The sequence below is a fragment of the Streptomyces sp. NPDC050619 genome (assembly GCF_040654815.1).
In the GTDB taxonomy this organism is placed as follows: Bacteria; Actinomycetota; Actinomycetes; order Streptomycetales; family Streptomycetaceae; genus Streptomyces.
This window is the reverse complement of sequence record NZ_JBFAIR010000031.1, coordinates 60,121-78,674: the sequence shown is the minus strand read 5'-3', so window position 1 is coordinate 78,674 and position 18,554 is coordinate 60,121. Positions and strand designations below refer to the sequence as shown.

Below are 18,554 nucleotides of genomic sequence, written 5' to 3'. Positions count from 1 at the left end.
GGGGCCTCAGCGCCCCTTGGGATCCGCCAGCCCCGCCCGCCGCAGCGCATCGGCCATCGCGCTGTTGGCGGGAGGCGGTGCTGCCTGGCGCGAGCCTCCACCGTCACGCCGCCCCTGGCGTGGCTGCTGCCGCTGCTGAGGAGCACGTCCCCCACGCTGGGGCCGCCCGCCCCCGCCCTGCCGCTGCTCCGGCTCGGTCGCCTCGTCGTCCAGCCGCAGCGTCAGCGAGACCCGCTTGCGCGGGATGTCGACGTCCAGCACCTTCACCTTGACGATGTCGCCGGACTTCACCACGTCCCGCGGGTCCTTGACGAACGTCTTCGACATGGCGGAGACGTGCACCAGACCGTCCTGGTGCACCCCGACGTCCACGAACGCCCCGAAGGCCGCCACATTCGTGACCACGCCCTCCAGGATCATCCCGGGCGCCAGGTCGGAGATCTTCTCGACGCCCTCCTTGAAGGTGGCCGTCTTGAACGCGGGCCGCGGGTCGCGCCCGGGCTTCTCCAGCTCCTTGAGGATGTCCGTCACCGTCGGCAGACCGAAGGTGTCGTCCACGAAGTCCTGCGGCTTCAGCGAGCGCAGCACCCCGGTGTTGCCGATGAGCGAGCCGACCTCCTGCCCGGCCGTGTTCACCATCCGCCGGACCACCGGATACGCCTCGGGGTGCACGCTGGACGCGTCGAGCGGGTCGTCGCCCGCGCGGATCCGCAGGAAGCCCGCACACTGCTCGTACGCCTTCGGGCCGAGCCGGGCCACGCCCTTGAGCTGCGTGCGCGACTTGAAGGGGCCGTTGGCGTCGCGGTGCGCCACGATGTTCTCGGCGAGGCCGGAGGTGATGCCGGAGACCCGGGAGAGCAGCGGCGCGGACGCGGTGTTCACGTCGACACCGACGCCGTTCACACAGTCCTCCACCACCGCGTCCAGCGAACGCGACAGCTTCACCTCGGACAGGTCGTGCTGGTACTGGCCGACGCCGATCGACTTCGGGTCGATCTTCACCAGCTCGGCCAGCGGGTCCTGGAGCCGGCGCGCGATCGACACGGCGCCGCGCAGCGACACGTCCATGTCGGGCAGCTCCTGCGAGGCGAAGGCGGAGGCCGAGTACACGGAGGCGCCCGCCTCCGACACCATCACCTTGGTCAGCTTCAACTCGGGGTGCTTGGTGATCAGTTCACCGGCGAGCTTGTCGGTCTCGCGGGACGCCGTGCCGTTGCCGATCGAGATCAGCTCGACCGCGTGCTCCTTCGCCAGCCGGGCCAGCTTGGCCAGGGCCTCGTCCCACTTGTTGGCCGGGACGTGCGGGTAGATGACGTCCGTGGCGACGACCTTGCCGGTCGCGTCGACCACGGCCACCTTCACCCCCGTACGGAAACCGGGGTCCAGCCCCAGCGTCGCGCGCGTGCCGGCCGGGGCCGCGAGCAGCAGGTCCCGCAGGTTCGTCGCGAAGACGTTGACCGCCTCGTCCTCGGCGGCCGTACGCAGGCGCATCCGCATGTCGATGCCGAGGTGCACCAGGAGGCGGGTGCGCCAGGCCCAACGGACCGTGTCCTGAAGCCACTTGTCGCCCGGCCGGCCCCGGTCGGCGATCCCGAACCGGTGCGCCACGATCGCCTCGTACGACGAAGGAACCGACGAGGACTCAGCCGGCTCCTCCGGCTCCAGGACGAGATCGAGGACCTCCTCCTTCTCGCCGCGCAGCATCGCGAGGATCCGGTGCGAGGGAAGATCGGTGAACGCCTCGGTGAAGTCGAAGTAGTCGGCGAACTTGGCGCCCGCCTCCTCCTTGCCCTCGCGCACCTTGGCGGCCAGCCGCCCGCGCACCCACATGCGCTCGCGCAGCTCGCCGATCAGGTCGGCGTCCTCCGAGAACCGCTCGGTGAGGATCGCCCGGGCGCCGTCGAGCGCGGCCTGCGGATCGGCGACCCCCTTGTCCGCGTCGACGAACGCGGCGGCCGCGGCGAGGGGATCCACGCTCGGGTCGCCGAGCAGCCCCTGAGCCAGCGGCTCCAGACCGGCCTCGCGCGCGATCTGCGCCTTCGTACGCCGCTTGGGCTTGTACGGCAGGTAGATGTCCTCCAGGCGCGCCTTGGTCTCCGCGTCCCGGATCCGAGCCTCCAGTTCCTCGGTGAGCTTGCCCTGCTCACGCACCGAGTCGAGGATCGCCGTCCGCCGCTCCTCCAGCTCCCGCAGATAGCGCAGCCGCTCCTCGAGGGTGCGCAGCTGCGCATCGTCGAGCATCTCGGTCGCTTCCTTGCGGTAGCGGGCGATGAAGGGAACCGTAGAACCGGCGTCGAGCAGTTCCACGGCAGCCCTGACCTGCCGCTCCCGTACGCCGAGTTCCTCGGCGATCCTGCCTTCGATGGACCCTACGAGGGGTGTCGTCACGTTCCCGTACCGCCTTCTCACTGAGGTTGCGCGGCAATTGTGGCAGGTGGCACCGACAAACGGGGCTCAGGGCGGCAACCGGCGGGCCGGGTGTGACTGGGCGAGACAGTCTGGAGCCGGTCAGGAATCTCGCAGGTCGCGGATGACCTGGGCATCTCGCGGGAGACGGTACGCATGTGGCGGGCCCGCTTCGTCAGGGACCGGCTGGAGGGTCTGACGGACAGGCCGCGTCCGGGGCCGCCGCGGAAGGTCACGGACGAGCAGATCGAGGCCCTGGTGACCAAGACCCTGGACGAGAAGCCGCCGTCGGGGGATTCCGACTGGCCGACGCGGTCGATGGCCCACGGCCGATGCTGCCCATGGCGCCGACGACGCCGGCGAAGATGACGCACGACTACGTGCGCCACGGCACGACCAGTCTGTTCGCGACCCTTGACATCGCCTCCGGGTCGGTCATAGCGCAGCACTTGCACCTGGTGCTCGACAACTACGCCACGCACAAGACCGAGGCGGTGAAGAAGTGGCTGTGGCCACCCAGCACCGCCCTGGGGCACTGGAAGCGCGCAAGTTCGCGGAGCCCTGAAGACGCGAATTCGGGAACTCGGACAGCGGCTGCTCCACGCTCCTGATCGGCAGTCGTTTGGGCAGTTCAGAGGCATTTTATGGGGTTCCGTGGGGCAACCCTGAAAGATTATAGGTTCCTCTGCGTGCATGCCTCACCGACGATGGATCTCGCAATTCTTCCTACCTTGGCGGCTATTCGTTTTCGGGCCTCAAGGATGCCTCCGTCGGCAAATCCACGGTGGCATTTCGGTTCTTGATCGCTGGGATTTCCCTGTGATCCAACAGAATCCCTCCGCCGGAGCGGAGGGCCCACGGCGGTGGCGTCCGTCGCCGCCGTGACCCGGCACCATCCATACAGAGAGGAAGAGCATGACCGAGAAACTGGTCGAGCGGGCCCCGGAGGCGGCGGTACGTGCCGCGCTGATCCAGAACGGCAACTCCCCCCTGCCCTTCAGCGAGAACGGCATCGGGCTGGTCGAGCGGGCGCCGGAGGCGGCGGTGCGTGCCGCGCTGATCCAGAACGGCAACTCCCCCCTGCCCTTCAGCGAGAACGGCATCGCCTGACCTGATCCGCAGCCGTGCCGGGTGCCTCACCGGGCCCCGGCACGGCCTGCCGGACTCCGGCTCTCAGAGTCCCTGAAGAGAAGTGGAACCGGTGTGACCTCGAACTTGCTTTCCGACACCCAGACCTACGTCCCCGACCCCACCCTCCTTGTCTACCCGACCGTGATCAACGGCGAGCGGCTCCTGGTCGCTGAGACCGACTCCGCCCGGCCGCCGTTGATCCTGCGTGACATCCGGGTCGCCCTGGCGATCAGCAGGCTGCCGGACCGTGGTTCCCGCACCGAGATCGTCGCCCGCTGGCGGGCGGAGCGTGCCCTGGTCCCCATAGCCGAGGACCTGTTCGAGGTCCTGACCGCCGAAGGTGTCCTCCTCACCGCGGACGAGGAGCCCGCACAGGCCGTCGCCTGGCGCCGGTACGGCTGGGGGGAGGCGTACCGCTACCACGCCTCCACTCGGGACTATCCCTTCCTCCAGATGGACGAGGAAGGAGCCTTCTCCCTCGACGACGCGCGCATGGAGGAGTACGTCCAGCAGAGCGCGCCGCCCGCGATCACGATGGAGCTGCCCACGGCCGACCGGTCGGTGCAGCTGCGCAAGATCGGTGCGGACGAGTCGGCGGACGCCCTGCTGGCCGAGCTGTCTGCTGAACAGAAGCGCGGAGTCGAGGGCCTGTCCGTGCTGATGGACGTCGTGTTCGGCGAGCGCGCCCGGCGCCCGTTCGCCGTCCAGGGCGACTTCCTGCGCAAGGCCGTTCCCTCCGGCGGTGCCCGGCATCCCACGGAGGCGTTCTTGGTGACCTTCCCCAAAGCGCCCGTCCCGCCCGGGGTCCACCACTACAACGTGGAGCACCACCGGCTCGACGTGGTCCGCCCGGGCGACCACTCGGCCGCGTTCCGTCGGGCGAGCTTCGACCTGTTCGACAAGTACCACCAGGAGCCCTTCGGCCTGCTGGTGTTCTGCTCGCTGGTGGAACGCGCCATGTGGCGCTACCGCGACGCCCGTTCCGCTCGCGCGCCGTTCATCGACGTCGGCCACACGCTCATGGCCTACCGCACCGTGATCGCTCGGCTAGGAGTCAGCGGCTACACGTACCAGAAGTTCGACGACGCAGGGATCGCCGAGCTGCTCGGCATCGACGTCAACCGTATGAGCCCTCTCTTCCTCGGGACCCTCGTATGACCACCTCCGCACCCACACCGCCCCGCACCGACACTCAGCTGGTCACCTCGCCGCTGTTCTTCGCGCACGAGCAGCGCGAGGGCACTGTCTGCGCGCTGGGCCTGTCCCAGCGGACGCGGCTGCGCGCCCTGGGCCTCAGGGCCTGGGAGCTGCTGCACTTCTACCTCGAACCGCGCACCCGGCAAGGCGCCGAGGCCGCCGGCTACACGGCCGCGGAGGAGGACGAGGCCGTCCGGGCCGGACTGCTGGTCGACGCGCGCACAGCCGCTCACATGTTCCGCTGGGAGCAACGGCGTTGGTCCCGGGCGGCCTATCTGCTGTACTCGCAGATGGATCTGCCCTACGTCGAACCGGTCGGCGAGGGACGGACCCTGAGCAGCCTCTCGCAGTTCCGCCGGGAGCAGATCTCCGGATTTCAGGGCACGGAGCTTTACCCCCAGCGGTTCCGGGTCGAGCCGCTGCGGGTGCACCGGCTGCCCTCACCGGACACTCCCCTCACCCCCAGCCTCGACTCGATGCTCGCCCGGCGCAGCGTCCGGAAGTTCTCCGACCTGCCCGTCGGCGAGGAGGTACTGGGCGCTCTGCTGCACCACGCGACCGCCAACGTACGCATCGCCGAGGACTCCAAGGCGAGCGGTGACCCGTACTACCTGCTCAACTCCTTCTACTCCTGGCTGCACCTCTACGTGGTCGTTCAGGGCGTCGAAGGCGTCCCCAACGGCGTGTACCAGTACGACTTCTTCGACAACGCACTGCTCTTCACCGGGCGGGAGCCCTCCGTCACTGAGATCGCCGGGACCATACAGGGGCAGAACTGGATCGGCGGCGGAGGCGTCAGCCTGTTCATCACGGTCCAGTGGAACCGCTACCAGTGGCTGTACCGGCACTCCCGCGCCTACCTCAACCTCCTCATCCAGCTGGGCGAGTTCGCGCAGGAGCTGCTGCAGGTCGGCTATCAGCTCGGGCTGGTCGGCTGGCTGACCCCCGCGATCTCCGAGAGCCGGGCCGGCGCCCTGCTGGGCCTGGACTCCGTGGGCACCGAGGCCGACGCCATGTACTACGTGAAGCTGGGGCACGGTCGATGACCGGGGTCGCGCGGGAGGTCCTGTGGTCCTCGGCCGGGGGGCAGGGCGAACCCGGTGCCGTGACGTTCCGCTACGACGGGGAGACGGCCGGCGAGAGCCTGCCGACCGTGATCGAGTCCCTGGTCGGTGCCCCGCTGGCCGTCCAGCGGGACCTGGTCATCGGCATGCGGGGCGACGGCACCGAACTCGCGGCACAGCCAGGTGACTTCTGGTTTCACACCGATGCCACGTTTCTGCCCGTCCCGCCCCGCTGGATGGTGATCCTGGTCCAGGAGGCGGACTCGGGGGGCGCCTTGGACCTGCTGCCGGCCGAGTGCCTGGACAGCGGGCCGCTGACGGCACCCGTCGGTTTCCGCACGGCCGAGGGCGTGCTCACGGCCCCGGTCCTGGAACCGGTGGCCGGCCTTGCGCCGGGCCGGCTGCGCTACCGTCGGGACCGGATGACCGAGGCCGGTGATGCCGGGGACCTGGAGAAGGCCCACGCCGCGATCAGCGCGGCCGCCGCGCACAGCACGGTGTCCGTGGGCGAACTCCGGGCAGGCTACGGTCTGTTGCTCGACAACTGGACCGTGCTGCATCGCCGTCACGCCTTCACCGGACGGCGTGTCATCCGACGTCTGTGGCTGGACCCCGAGGACGACGTGTGACGTCGAGCGCCGACTCCGACGTGCATCCGACGGGCCGGTCCAACGACGAGGGCTTCCTGGCGCCGCTGAGACTCCGCGCCTTCCGGTCCATCGCCGTGGGCCAGCTGGTCTCCAGCCTGGGCACGTCCATGGCGAAGGTGGCGCAGTCCTGGCTGCTCCTCGAAACCACCGGCGCGAAGGGGTCGTTGCTCGGGCTGCTGGCCACCTTCCAGCTCGCGCCGATGCTGCTCTTCAGCGCCTGGGGCGGCTGGCTCGCCGACCGGCTGCCCCGGCGGCGGGTCATGCTCGTCACACAGAGCGTCCAGGCCCTGCTGTCCGCGGTCACGGCGGTGCTGGCCTTCTCCGGTGCCGTGCGGGCCTGGCATGTGTACCTGCTGGCGTTCCTGACCGGACTCGTCACCGTCGTGACCCACCCCGCCCGGCAGCGGCTCCTCGCCGACCTCGTCGGCGAGACCCGGCTGTCCCGTGCGATCGGCCTCTACACGGCGCTGTTCAACACCGGGCAGATCGCCGGGCCGCTGCTCGCCGGCCTGCTCATCGGGCGGGCGAGCCTCGGCTGGGTGTACGTCGTCGACTCGCTCAGTTTCCTTGCCGTCGTGGCCGTGCTGCTGCGCATCCGCGTGCCCTCCCGACGCACCCCGGCCGGTGCGGCGTCGCGCGCCTTTCTGCCCGGCCTGACAGCCGTGCGGGCCAACGGGCACCTCCTGGCTGTGGTGGCCGTGTCCGCGGTGGTCGGCTCGGTGGGCGTGCAGTTCACAGTGACCAACGCACTCATGGCCACGGAGATCTTCGGCCTCGGCCCCGCCGAGTATGGTCTGCTTCCCGCGATGGTCACCGTGGGCTGTCTGCTGGGCGCACTGCTGACCGCCCGCTTCCCCGACCCGGGCGGTGGGACGGTCGTGGCCCTCGGTGCCTGCACGGGGCTGACCGGGGCGATCACCGCGTTCGCTCCCGGCTACCTCGCCTTCGCCCTGCTGCTCGTCCCGGCCGGCGCCACCTCCATGCTCTGCACCACGGTGTCCGCGGTCGCTCTGCAACTTCGGTCGGAGCCCCACGTACGGGGCCGAGTGCTTGCCGTGCAGAACTCCGTCTTCTACGGCAGCGGCCCGGTCGGCGCCCTCCTGATCGGTGCCCTCGCCGAGTGGGCGGGCACGCGCACAGCCCTGCTCACCGGTGGCGTGCTCACCCTGCTGCTCTCGGGAGCGATCACCCTGTGGCTGCGCGCGCGATGGGGTCCGAACGCCGCACACGACCCACTCCGGGCGGGATCGGGCTGAGAAGCACCGCGTCGCGCTCCGGAAGCCACTCGAACAGCGGGGAACGGACAGGAACCTTGGCGACGACCTTGCCGGGGCGGTCGATCAGCACAGATCCGTCATCGAGTGACAACAATCTCGACCAGCCACACCGGGAAAGAGCGGAATCAGCCCCTGCGGCCTGAGATTCCGCGGCTTCAGACCCGTCGACTGCGGGTCGAGTCCGAGGCGCCGCCGAAGAGCCGGGCCAGTGCCCGGAAGGGCAGTGTCACGACGGTGGCGACGGCCCCACCGATCTGGCGCAGTACGTCTGCGATCGCACGGAACACGAGTCTCACCTTTCCTCTCCCGGCCACCACGACCGGGCGAGGACCGAGTACCTCGGCAAGGGCCCGACATGCTCCGCAGTACCGGGCCGCGCTGTCTCGCCCAGCCCCTCAGCGCTTGCCGAGCAGGTCGGCCGGGAAGGCGCCGGCGCCGAGCGCGGTGCGGACGAACACCGTGGCGAGCTCCGTCAGGCGCGTGACGCCGTCCGCACCCAGGTGCTCGTACGGGGCCCGGTCCAGCCGGTCCGTCTCCCGCTCGATCTCCTCCCGCAGCGCGCGGCCCTGCTCCGTCAGCTCACCGGCCTCGTCCAGCAGCCCGCGCTCCCGCAGCCGCCCGACCGCGGCGTCCCAGTCCTCCTGGGTCCAGCCGCGGGTGGTGAACACCCACTTCGGCGTCATGCCCTTGCCGGTCGCCGTATGGGTCACCATGGCCTCCAGACCGTCGAGCCCCGCCGCCATCAGCACGGCGAGATGTCCGTCGCCCCGGTGCTCGCGCAGCAGCGTGGCGGCGTGCCAGAACGCCAGGTGCGGTTCTTCGGGGACCGGCAGATCGGCGTGGGCGGAGTGCAGCGGCCGGGCACTGCGCGAGCAGGCCTCGACGGCGCGCAGGGCCAGGCGCGCGGCTTCGGTCATCTCCGCGGACGCGACCGTCTCCTCGCCCAGCAGGCGGCGCAGCGTCGCGTCGACGGCACGCGCGCGTGCAACCAGGATCTGCTCGGGCGTGGCGCTCGCCCACACGGCGGGCACGTGCCGGGCCACGAGCTCGTGCTTGTATTTGTAGAACGTCGCCGTCACCGTGCCGGCCCCGACCGGCCCGAGCGCGGCCGCCCGCACCGCGAAGTTGACGGCCCGGGGGTGCGCGACGCCGAGCGCGCCCAGTTCCCGGCCCAGGTCGGGCGAGAAGTAGTGCGTCGAGTGCAGGGAGTTGAGCGCGTTGTGGCAGCGGCGGTGCGCGCGGGCGTCGAGGGCGGCAGAAGTCATGACCAGTACATTACCGACCAGTCGGTATTGGCTCGGTCGGTCCTCCGCCCGATGGCGGAAAAGGTGGGGAACTCGGCATTGCGGCCATCGCCTCGCTCGCCAAGAATCGGACCCATGGCGCGGCGGACCGTCCTCGTCGTCCTCTTCGACGGCGTCCAGAGCCTCGATGTCACCGGCCCGCTGGAGGTCTTCGCCGGGTCCGAGCCCCACACCCCGGGTTCCTGCCGCATCCGTACGGCCTCGCCGCACGGGCCCCGTGCGCACCTCCAGCGGCCTGACTCTCGTACCGGACCACTCCCTCGCCGACGCGCCCGGCCCGCACACCCTCCTCGTCCCGGTCGGCCAGGGCACCCGGCACCTCGACCCGCACCTGACGGCCTGGCTGCGTGAGCACGGCCCGCATGCAAGGCGCCTGGTCTCCGTCCGCACCGGCGCGATCCGGCGGTGGAGAACGAAACGCTCCTGGACGCCGTCCGTGTGCACCGGCTCGCTGCTGCTCGCCGCCGCCGGATGAAGCGGTTCGGGGCCGAACCGGCTCCCCGCACAAGGCCCCGGCGCCCCTCGTCGAAGAGTTGCGCGGCAAGAGCCGTTTCATCCTGACGTAGTCCAGGTGAAGCGCGGCTGCCTGCGCTCCAGGAAAGCGGCGACCCCCTCCGCGGTGTCGCCGCTGCCGTGCGCCTGTTGCGCCCAGTACGCGTCCCGGTCCGTGCGCCCGTTCGCGAACTCCTTGGCCGCGGCCTGGGTCAGCTCCGAGCGCGAGGCCAGGATCCGGGTGAACTCCGTGACCCGCTTGGCGAGTTCGCCCTCGGGCAGCACCTCGTCCACCAGACCCGTGCGCAGCGCCCGCTCCGCGTCGATCAACTCACCGGAGAACAATAGGTACTTGGCGGTCGCGGGCCCGACCAGTGACACCAACCGCCGGGTGGAGGAGGCCGCGTACACGATGCCGAGCTTCGCCGGAGTCACCCCGAACAGCGAACCCTCCTCGGCGAACCGCAGATCGCAGGCCGCCGCGAGCTGTGACCCGCCGCCCACACAGTGACCGCGGATCGCCGCCAGCGTCGGCTTGGGGAAGGCGGCCAGCGCCTCCTCGGCGCGCCCGGCGAGCCCCTGCGCCTCCTCGGGCGATTCCCGCAGCGTGGAGATGTCGGCCCCGGCGCAGAACGTGCCGCCCTCACCGGTCAGCACCACTGCCCGGACACTCGGATCGGCCGCCAGCGTGTCGAGCAGCGGTGGCAGCGCCCGCCACATCGCGGCCGTCATGGCGTTGCGCTTGGCCGGATGGTGGATGACGACGGTGGCGACCGAGTCGGCGACCTCGTGCAGCAGCTGCGGCTCCATGGCCGGATGCTATCCGCCCCGGCCGAAGGACCGATCAAGGAGCCCCTGGAGGCCGCACCCCAAACCCGTACAACCCGAAGAGTTCGTGAAGGCGGCGCGAGGGGGACAGGAGCGGTCCCACAACTGACCCTGTCATACGCCAACGGGTCAGAAGCGCTCGATACCCGCTGACTTCTGTTCAGTTCTCCGGCATGGAGCGCCTGATTACCAACACTCGATGCGTGGCGACAATCGAGCGCAAGGGTGGCGACCGGACGATGGAAGACCATGGGCGCGGGTCCGGCCCACGCCCAGCAGGCGGCAGGGACGAGCCCCTCGACCCGGGGCCGCCGGATTCCGACCCCAGCCCGCCGGATCCGCTGCCGTACGAAGGCGTGTGGCGCTTCACCGCTCCCGCCGTGGACGCCTCCGTCCCGCAGGCGCGACACGCCGTACGGGATCTGCTGCACCGCCAGGCGGTGCCCATCTCGGACGATCTGGCCCAGGGCCTGCTGCTGATCGTCTCGGAGCTGGTCACGAACGCCGTACGGCACGCGGCGCTGCTTTCGCCGACGCTCGCCGTGGAGATCGCCGTCGGCGCGGACTGGGTGCGGGTGTCCGTGGAGGACAACCACCCCTACCGCCCGACCGCCCTGGAGGCCGACCACGGCCGGACCGGAGGCCGCGGACTGCTTCTGGTCACGGAGATCACCCGGGAGGCGGGCGGGGTCTGCGACGTCGAGCACACGGCGAGCGGCGGCAAGGTGATCTGGGCCGTCCTGCCGCTCAAACCCGCGCAGGTTCCGTAAGCCCGTTCACCAGCCGGCCGACGGGCCCGTCAGTTCCCTGACCGCGGGACGGGACGCGTCCAGAACGGTCATGAACCAGGACGAGAAGGTGTCCTTCGCGTGCCGTTCGGCCAGCTCGGCGGGCGTCACGAAGGCCGTCGCGCCGACCTCCTCCGGGTCCGGCCGCGGCGGGGACTGCACCATCCCGACGAAGAGGTGGTTGTACTCCTGCTCGACCAGTCCCGAGGCCGGGTCCGGGTGGTTGTAGCGGACCGTGCCCGCCTCCGCGAGCAGCGAGGGGGAGACACCCAACTCCTCGTACGTCCGCCGGGCGGCCGCCGCGAAGGGGGCCTCGCCGGGGTAGGGGTGGCCGCAGCAGGTGTTGGACCAGACGCCGGGGGAGTGGTACTTGCCCGGCGCGCGCTGCTGGAGCAGCAGCCGGCCCTGCTCGTCGAAGAGGAAGACGGAGAAGGCGCGGTGCAACTGCCCCGGCGGCTGATGCGCGGCGAGCTTCTCCGCGGTGCCGATCGTCACACCGTTCTCATCGACCAGTTCCAGCAAGATCGCGTCTGCGGTGCCGTTCGACGGACTGTGCGTCGCGGTGGCAGGTGTGATCGGCATACCCATCCTTCACATCGGTCTTCGCGCCCCAAGTGTGCCGCACGAATCCGGCACTCCCGGCTGTTCATCGTGCCCGGCGCGGCGGACGCGGAACCGTCGGGAACGGGGCTGTGAGCATGAGGACGCAACCGTGCGCCGGATCGCTGCATTCCGCGCGGGGCGCGCGTCAGCGACCGCGCGCCCGTGTCAGTGACAGAGCCGCGCCTCGTGCTCCGCGTGCCCGCTCGGCTCCAGCTGGAAGGTGCAGTGCCCCACGTCGAAGTGGTCGCCCAGGCAGCCCTGGAGCTCGTGGAGCATCTTCTCGTGGCCGATCGCGCTGAGGACGTCGGAGCGCACGACCACATGCGCGGACAGGACCGGCATGCCGGAGGTGATGGTCCAGGCGTGCAGGTCGTGGACGTCCTCGACGCCCTCCAGGGCCAGTATGTGGGCGCGCACCTGCGCCATGTCGACGCCCTTGGGCGCCGCCTCCAGCAGGACGTCCAGGGTCTCGCGCAGCAGCTTCCAGGTGCGCGGCACGATCATCACGGCGATGACCAGGGAGGCGATCGGGTCGGCGGCCTGCCAGCCGGTGGTCAGGATCACCGTCGCCGAGATCAGCACCGCGACCGAGCCCAGGGCGTCCGCGGCCACCTCCAGGAACGCGCCGCGCACGTTCAGGCTGTCCTTCTGCCCGCGCATCAGCAGCGTGAGCGAGATCATGTTCGCCACCAGGCCGATCAGGCCGAACACGACGGTGAGGCCGCCCTCGGTGTCGGGCGGCGTGACGAACCGCTGGATCGCCTCGTACAGGACATAGCCGCCCACCCCGAACAGCAGCAGGCAGTTGGCGAGGGCGGCGAGGATCTCCGCCCGGGCGTAGCCGAAGGTGCGCCGGTCGGTCGGCGGGCGGCTCGCGAAGTGGATCGCGAGAAGCGCCATACCCAGACCCAGCGCGTCCGTCGCCATGTGCGCCGCGTCGGCCACCAGCGCGAGCGAGTCGGCGACCACGCCACCGATGATCTCGATCACCATCACGGTGAGCGTGATCGACAGAGCGACCCGCAGCCTCCCGCGGTACGCCCCGGTCGCGGTACCGCCGGTCGGTGCGCCGTGCGCGTGCCCGTGATCGTGCCCAGCCCCCATGAAAACGTCCTCCTGTTGTCCGCCCGGATCACAGTGAACTACGGGTGGGGGGTACTGGCAACGCGGCACTGAACACCGTTGTCATGTGCCCTGACCTGCGTAAACGTTATGCAGGTCAGGGTGGGTGCGTGAGCGGTGGCCGATCGGTGGCGACCGGGAGGCCGTCCGGCGCGAGGACGTGTTCCCCGGCTCCGACGCCCCCGCGCGATGTCCCCAATGCCCGGTCTGGGGGCGCAAGTTTGTGGGCGGGGCCCGGGATCGCACATGATGATCGTGGCAAAGACCGGTGGAGACGGTGCTGATCGGCCCATGAACGGGCGGTGAACGCAGCCTTCCATGTATCCGATAACCTCTGCCGACATGCCGCCCGCCTGGCGCAGCCAAGCCACGCCACAGGGCGCCCCCACCATGCACATGACCGGCGCCCGCGCGTCGGCACCCAGGGAGTGAGTTCGGTTGTCGACCGCCATCCTCACCGGTCAACCGGTCCCCGGATCGTCGATCGAGGACGATCTGCGCTCCCTCGGCTTCGACGTCCGGATCGCCGCCGACGCCGCCGACACGGAGACGCTCCTCGCCCAGGTTCCCGGCGGACTGCGGGTCGCCGTGGTCGACGCCCGCTTCGTGGGCCACGTCCACGCGCTGCGCCTCGGCCTCACCGACCCCCGCTTCCCGCTCGCCGCGATACCGGGCGCCGTGACGGCCCAGCCGGCCGGACGGCAGGCCCTGACCCGAGCGGTGGCCCGCGAGAACTCGGCGGGCGGCGGCACCGCGGTCGCCGTGGACAGCCTCGCCGACCGCATCGTCACCGCCCTCGCCGCCGACGGCACCGATGTGCACCGGCCCGAGCTCGGCAGCCTGGTCGCCGAGGTCCCGGCCGACCCGCAGGCCCGCAACGAGGCACGGCAGTCCGTCGCCGCCGTCGACGACGAGGCCGTACGCCTGAAGTCGGCCGTGAAGGCCCGCGACGGCTTCTTCACCACCTACTGCGTCAGCCCCTACTCCCGCTACATCGCCCGCTGGTGCGCCCGCCGGGGCCTGACCCCGAACCAGGTCACCACCGCCTCCCTGATCACCGCGCTGATCGCGGCGGGCTGCGCGGCCACCGGCACCCGCGGCGGCTTCATCGCCGCCGGCCTCCTGCTGATCGCCTCGTTCGTCCTGGACTGCACCGACGGACAGCTCGCCCGCTACTCCCTTCAGTACTCGACGCTCGGCGCCTGGCTGGACGCCACCTTCGACCGGGCCAAGGAGTACGCCTACTACGCGGGCCTCGCCCTAGGGGCCGCCCGCGGCGGCGACGACGTATGGGCCCTGGCGTTGGGCGCGATGGTCCTGCAGACCTGCCGCCACGTCGTGGACTTCTCCTTCAACGAGGCCAACCACGACGCCACCGCCAACACCAGCCCCACGGCCGCCCTTTCGGACAAGTTGGACAGCGTGGGCTGGACGGTCTGGGTGCGCCGCATGATCGTCCTGCCCATCGGCGAGCGCTGGGCGATGATCGCGATCCTCACGGCGGCCACGACTCCTCGTATCACCTTCTACGCGCTGCTCATCGGGTGCGCCTTCGCGGCGGTCTACACCACGGCTGGCCGCGTGCTGCGCTCCCTGACGCGCAAGGCCACGCGGACCGACCGGGCGGCACAGGCGCTGGCGGACCTCGCGGACAACGGGCCGCTCGCCTCCCTCGTAGCGCGTGCCACCCGCGCCCGCCTCGGCTCCCCGCTGCTGGTGGCGCTCGCCGGCACGGCCGTCCTCACCGTGGCCCTGTTCTCCGGCGTGACCTGGGCGCCGGTCGTGGGTGCCGTCGTGTACACCGTCACCGCCGGCCAGGCGCTGTACCGCCCCCTCAAGGGCGCCCTCGACTGGCTGGTCCCCCCGCTGTTCCGGGCCGCCGAATACGGCACCGTCCTGGTACTGGCGGCCAAAGCGGACGTGAACGGAGCGCTTCCCGCGGCTTTCGGCCTGGTGGGGGCCGTCGCCTACCATCACTACGACACGGTGTACCGCATCCGCGGCAACGCCGGAGCGTCCCCGGCCTGGCTGGTGCGCGCCATCGCGGGGCACGAAGGGCGGACGCTGATCGTCGTCGTCCTGGCCGCGGTGCTCACCGCCTCGCAGTTCACGGTCGCGCTCACGGTTCTCGCCGTGGCCGTCGCCCTGGTGGTGCTCGTCGAGAGCATCCGCTTCTGGGTGTCCGCAGGGGCGCCCGCCGTACACGACGAAGGAGAACCCGCATGATCGGCCTCGTGCTGGCGGCCGGCGCCGGTCGGCGTCTGCGCCCCCACACCGACAGCCTTCCCAAGGCTCTGGTGCCGGTGGGGCCGGCGGGTATAGAGGACAGCATCACGGTGCTCGACCTCACCCTCGGCAACTTCGCCGAGATCGGCCTGACCGAGGTCGCGATCATCGTCGGCTACCGCAAGGAGGCCGTCTACGAGCGCAAGGCGGCCCTGGAGCAGAAGTACGGCCTCAAGCTGATCCTCATCGACAACGACAAGGCCGAGGAGTGGAACAACGCCTACTCCCTGTGGTGCGGCCGTGACGCCCTCAAAGACGGTGTGATCCTCGCCAATGGCGACACCGTGCACCCGGTCTCCGTCGAGAAGACGCTGCTCGCCGCCCGCGGCGACGGCAAGAAGATCATCCTCGCCCTCGACACCGTGAAGTCCCTCGCGGACGAGGAGATGAAGGTCGTCGTGGACCCCGAGAAGGGCATGACGAAGATCACCAAGCTGATGGATCCCGCCGAGGCGACCGGCGAGTACATCGGCGTCACCCTCATCGAGGGCGACGCCGCCCCCGAACTGGCCGACGCGCTCAAGACGGTCTGGGAGGCGGACCCGCAGCAGTTCTACGAGCACGGTTACCAGGAACTCGTGGGCCGCGGCTTCAGGATCGACGTGGCGCCGATCGGCGACGTCAAATGGGTCGAGATCGACAATCACGACGATCTCGCCCGTGGACGGGAGATCGCGTGCCAGTACTGACCCGGCTCATCCCCTCGCCGGTCGTCGTCGACATCCGCCCCGGCGCCCTCGACGACCTGGCCGGTGTGCTCGACGACGAGCGCATCTCGCACTCCGGCAAGCTGGCCATCGCGGTCAGCGGTGGTTCCGGAGCCCGGCTGCGCGAGCGCATCGCCCCTTCGCTTCCGGGGGCCACCTGGTACGAGGTGGGCGGCGGCACCATCGACGACGCGATCCGGCTGGCGGGCGACATCAGGGCCGGCCACTACGACGCGGTCGTGGGTCTCGGCGGCGGAAAGATCATCGACTGCGCCAAGTTCGCGGCGGCGCGCGTCGGCCTCCCGCTGGTGGCCGTCGCCACCAACCTCGCGCACGACGGCCTGTGCTCCCCGGTCGCCACCCTCGACAACGACGCGGGCCGCGGCTCCTACGGTGTGCCGAACCCGATCGCGGTCGTCATCGACCTCAACGTGATCCGTGAGGCCCCCGCGCGCTTCGTGCGCTCCGGCATCGGCGACGCCATCTCCAACCTCTCCGCGGTCGCCGACTGGGAGCTCGCCAACCGCGTCAAGGGCGAGAAGGTCGACGGCCTCGCCGCGGCGATGGCCCGCCAGGCCGGCGAGGCGGTGCTGCGCCACCCGGGCGGCATCGGGGACAACGGCTTCCTCCAGGTGCTCGCCGAGGCCTTGGTCCTCAGCGGTATCGCCATGTCGGTCTCCGGTGACACGAGGCCGTGCTCCGGGGCCTGCCACGAGATCCACCACGCCTTCGACGTGCTCTACCCCAAGCGCGCCCCCGCCCACGGCGAGGGGTGCGGCCTGGGCGCGGCCTTCGCGATGTACCTCCGGGGCGCGCACGAGGAGTCGGCCTACATGGCCGAGGTGCTGCGCCGGCACGGACTGCCGGTCCTGCCGGAGGAGATCGGCTTCACCGCGGACGAGTTCGTCCGGGTCGTGGAGTACGCCCCTCAGACCCGGCCCGGCCGCTACACGATCCTCGAACACCTCGACCTCAAGACCGACCAGATCAAGGACATCTACGCCGACTATGTCAAGGCCATCGGTAGCTGAACTCCGCCCGGTCGTCCACCCCGCGGGGGTGAAGGACCGGCGCAGCGGTGAGCACTGGATGGGGCGCCTCTACATGCGTGAGGTGTCCCTGCGGGTCGACCGCTACCTGGTGAACACCCAGGTCACGCCCAACCAGCTCACGTACCTGATGACCGTCTTCGGGGTCCTCGCGGCCCCGGCGCTCCTGGTGCCGGGGATCCCGGGGGCCGTGCTCGGCGTGGTGTGCGTCCAGCTCTACCTGCTGCTCGACTGCGTCGACGGCGAGATCGCCCGCTGGAAGCAGCAGTTCTCCCTCGGCGGGGTCTACCTGGACCGGGTCGGCGCCTATCTCACCGACGCCGCCGTGCTCGTCGGCTTCGGCCTGCGCGCCGCGGATCTGTGGGGCTCCGGGCGGATCGACTGGCTCTGGGCCTTCCTCGGCACGCTGGCCGCCCTCGGCGCGATCCTGATCAAGGCCGAGACCGACCTGGTCGGCGTCGCCCGCCACCAGGGCGGCCTGCCACCGGTCAAGGAGGCGGCGTCCGAGCCGCGCTCGTCCGGCATGGCGCTGGCCCGCAAGGCCGCCGGGGCGCTCAAGTTCCACCGGCTGGTCCTCGGCATCGAGGCTTCCTTGCTGATCCTCGTCCTCGCGGTCCTGGACGCGGCCCGGGACGACCTCTTCTTCTCCCGGCTCGGCGTCGCGGTGCTGGCCGGCATCGCGCTCCTGCAGACCCTGCTGCACCTCGTCTCCATCCTCGCCTCGAGCAGGCTCCGATGAGCCCCGGCAGGAAGGTCGGCGCGGTCGTCATCACCATGGGCAACCGCCCGGACGAACTGCGGGCCCTGCTCGACTCGATCGCCAAGCAGGACGGCGACCACGTCGAGGTGGTCGTCGTCGGCAACGGCTCGCCCGTCCCGGACGTCCCCGAAGGCGTACGGACCGTGGAACTGCCGGAGAACCTCGGCATCCCCGGTGGCCGCAACGTCGGCATCGAGGCCTTCGGGCCCAGCGGCCGCGATGTCGACATATTGCTCTTCCTGGACGACGACGGCCTGCTCGCGAGCCACGACACCGCCGAGCTGTGCCGCACGGCCTTCGAGACCGACCCGAAGCTCGGCATCATCAGCTTCCGCATCGCCGACCCGGACACCGGCATAACCCAGCGCCGCCACGTGCCCAGGCTGCGCGCCTCCGACCCCATGCGCTCCTCCCGGGTCACCACCTTCCTCGGCGGCGCCAACGCCGTACGCACCCAAGTGCTCGCCGAAGTCGGCGGCCTGCCGGAGGCGTTCTTCTACGCCCACGAGGAAACCGACCTCGCATGGCGGGCCCTCGACGCGGGCTGGATGATCGACTACCGGTCCGACATGGTGCTCTACCACCCGACGACCGCGCCCTCGCGGCACGCGGTCTACCACCGCATGGTCGCCCGCAACCGCGTGTGGCTCGCCCGCCGCAACCTGCCCGCGCTCCTCATCCCGGTCTACCTCGGCGTCTGGCTGCTGCTCACCTTGCTGCGCCGCCCCTCGCGGTCCGCTCTGCGGGCGTGGTTCGGCGGCTTCAGAGAAGGCTGGAGCACGCCGTGCGGACCGCGCCGGCCCATGAAGTGGCGTACGGTGTGGCGGCTGACTCGACTGGGCCGGCCCCCTGTCATCTGACAAGCTCGTATCCGGGAGCAACCGGGCCCT

17 protein-coding genes and 2 pseudogenes are annotated in these 18,554 nt (G+C 70.7%); 13 read left to right on the top strand and 6 right to left on the bottom strand.

The genetic code is table 11. From position 1 onward, the window contains the following. Positions 1-6: 6 nt before the first annotated feature. A complete protein-coding gene (locus AB0I77_RS38490; protein WP_363287447.1) occupies positions 7-2,388 on the bottom strand; it encodes a Tex family protein in 2,382 nt (793 codons plus the stop codon). 135 nt (positions 2,389-2,523) lie between these two features. Between AB0I77_RS38490 and AB0I77_RS38485 the strand changes: the two are divergent. The 6 genes and pseudogenes from AB0I77_RS38485 to AB0I77_RS38460 all read left to right on the top strand — a co-directional run. Further along, positions 2,524-2,915 (top strand): annotated as a pseudogene (locus AB0I77_RS38485) (helix-turn-helix domain-containing protein); the annotation flags it as partial. 406 nt (positions 2,916-3,321) lie between these two features. Continuing rightward, positions 3,322-3,516 (top strand): hypothetical protein, encoded by a 195-nt coding sequence (locus AB0I77_RS38480; protein ID WP_363287446.1) that lies wholly within the window; start codon positions 3,322-3,324, stop codon positions 3,514-3,516. A gap of 93 nt (positions 3,517-3,609) precedes the next feature. Then, positions 3,610-4,695: a SagB/ThcOx family dehydrogenase gene (locus tag AB0I77_RS38475; protein WP_363287445.1), complete on the top strand. Its 1,086-nt coding sequence runs from the start codon at positions 3,610-3,612 to the stop codon at positions 4,693-4,695. Beyond that, positions 4,692-5,780: a hypothetical protein gene (locus AB0I77_RS38470; RefSeq protein WP_363287444.1), complete on the top strand. Its 1,089-nt coding sequence runs from the start codon at positions 4,692-4,694 to the stop codon at positions 5,778-5,780. The genes AB0I77_RS38475 and AB0I77_RS38470 overlap by 4 nt, the downstream gene beginning before the upstream one ends. Continuing rightward, positions 5,777-6,427 carry a hypothetical protein gene (locus AB0I77_RS38465; protein ID WP_363287443.1) on the top strand — a complete coding sequence of 217 codons (651 nt, stop codon included), beginning with the start codon at positions 5,777-5,779 and terminating at the stop codon, positions 6,425-6,427. Before AB0I77_RS38470 ends, AB0I77_RS38465 begins: the two co-directional genes overlap by 4 nt. Continuing rightward, complete coding sequence (locus AB0I77_RS38460; protein WP_363287442.1) at positions 6,424-7,704, top strand: MFS transporter; 1,281 nt, start codon at positions 6,424-6,426, stop codon at positions 7,702-7,704. Before AB0I77_RS38465 ends, AB0I77_RS38460 begins: the two co-directional genes overlap by 4 nt. Positions 7,705-7,880: 176 nt before the next feature. Here AB0I77_RS38460 and AB0I77_RS38455 read toward each other — a convergent pair whose 3' ends face one another. Both AB0I77_RS38455 and AB0I77_RS38450 read right to left on the bottom strand, forming a co-directional pair. After that, entirely contained in the window at positions 7,881-8,012 is a 132-nt protein-coding gene (locus AB0I77_RS38455; protein ID WP_363287441.1) for an LPFR motif small protein, read from the bottom strand. 108 nt (positions 8,013-8,120) lie between these two features. Next, positions 8,121-8,990 carry a hypothetical protein gene (locus AB0I77_RS38450; RefSeq protein ID WP_363287440.1) on the bottom strand — a complete coding sequence of 290 codons (870 nt, stop codon included), beginning with the start codon at positions 8,988-8,990 and terminating at the stop codon, positions 8,121-8,123. Positions 8,991-9,104: 114 nt separating this feature from the next. Between AB0I77_RS38450 and AB0I77_RS38445 the strand changes: the two are divergent. Then, positions 9,105-9,408, top strand: a pseudogene (locus AB0I77_RS38445) (DJ-1/PfpI family protein); the annotation flags it as partial. Positions 9,409-9,581: 173 nt separating this feature from the next. On the opposite strand, the gene AB0I77_RS38440 reads toward AB0I77_RS38445, so the two are convergent. Then, the gene (locus AB0I77_RS38440) at positions 9,582-10,331 is read right to left on the bottom strand and encodes an enoyl-CoA hydratase-related protein (protein WP_363287439.1); all 750 of its coding nucleotides are present in this window, start codon (positions 10,329-10,331) and stop codon (positions 9,582-9,584) included. Between the two features lie 257 nt (positions 10,332-10,588). Between AB0I77_RS38440 and AB0I77_RS38435 the strand changes: the two genes are divergently transcribed. Then, entirely contained in the window at positions 10,589-11,119 is a 531-nt protein-coding gene (locus AB0I77_RS38435; RefSeq protein ID WP_363287502.1) for an ATP-binding protein, read from the top strand. 6 nt (positions 11,120-11,125) lie between these two features. Here AB0I77_RS38435 and idi read toward each other — a convergent pair whose 3' ends face one another. Beyond that, positions 11,126-11,719 (bottom strand): isopentenyl-diphosphate Delta-isomerase, encoded by a 594-nt coding sequence (gene idi / locus AB0I77_RS38430; RefSeq protein ID WP_363287438.1) that lies wholly within the window; start codon positions 11,717-11,719, stop codon positions 11,126-11,128. Positions 11,720-11,905: 186 nt separating this feature from the next. Further along, the gene (locus AB0I77_RS38425; protein ID WP_363287437.1) at positions 11,906-12,844 is read right to left on the bottom strand and encodes a cation diffusion facilitator family transporter; all 939 of its coding nucleotides are present in this window, start codon (positions 12,842-12,844) and stop codon (positions 11,906-11,908) included. A gap of 456 nt (positions 12,845-13,300) precedes the next feature. On the opposite strand from AB0I77_RS38425, the gene AB0I77_RS38420 reads away from it, so the two are divergent. Genes AB0I77_RS38420 through AB0I77_RS38400 form a run of 5 tightly spaced genes read left to right on the top strand, consistent with a single transcriptional unit; the run spans position 13,301 to position 18,524 of the window. Next, positions 13,301-15,088: a DUF5941 domain-containing protein gene (locus tag AB0I77_RS38420; protein WP_363287436.1), complete on the top strand. Its 1,788-nt coding sequence runs from the start codon at positions 13,301-13,303 to the stop codon at positions 15,086-15,088. Beyond that, entirely contained in the window at positions 15,085-15,837 is a 753-nt protein-coding gene (locus tag AB0I77_RS38415; protein WP_363287435.1) for a phosphocholine cytidylyltransferase family protein, read from the top strand. Before AB0I77_RS38420 ends, AB0I77_RS38415 begins: the two co-directional genes overlap by 4 nt. Next, positions 15,825-16,886: an iron-containing alcohol dehydrogenase family protein gene (locus AB0I77_RS38410; RefSeq protein WP_363287434.1), complete on the top strand. Its 1,062-nt coding sequence runs from the start codon at positions 15,825-15,827 to the stop codon at positions 16,884-16,886. Before AB0I77_RS38415 ends, AB0I77_RS38410 begins: the two co-directional genes overlap by 13 nt. Beyond that, on the top strand, positions 16,864-17,643 hold the full coding sequence (locus tag AB0I77_RS38405) for a CDP-alcohol phosphatidyltransferase family protein (RefSeq protein WP_363287433.1): 780 nt from the start codon (positions 16,864-16,866) through the stop codon (positions 17,641-17,643). Before AB0I77_RS38410 ends, AB0I77_RS38405 begins: the two co-directional genes overlap by 23 nt. Next, positions 17,640-18,524, top strand: coding sequence for a glycosyltransferase (locus tag AB0I77_RS38400; RefSeq protein WP_363287432.1), 885 nt, complete (start codon positions 17,640-17,642; stop codon positions 18,522-18,524). The genes AB0I77_RS38405 and AB0I77_RS38400 overlap by 4 nt, the downstream gene beginning before the upstream one ends. Positions 18,525-18,554: the final 30 nt, after the last annotated feature.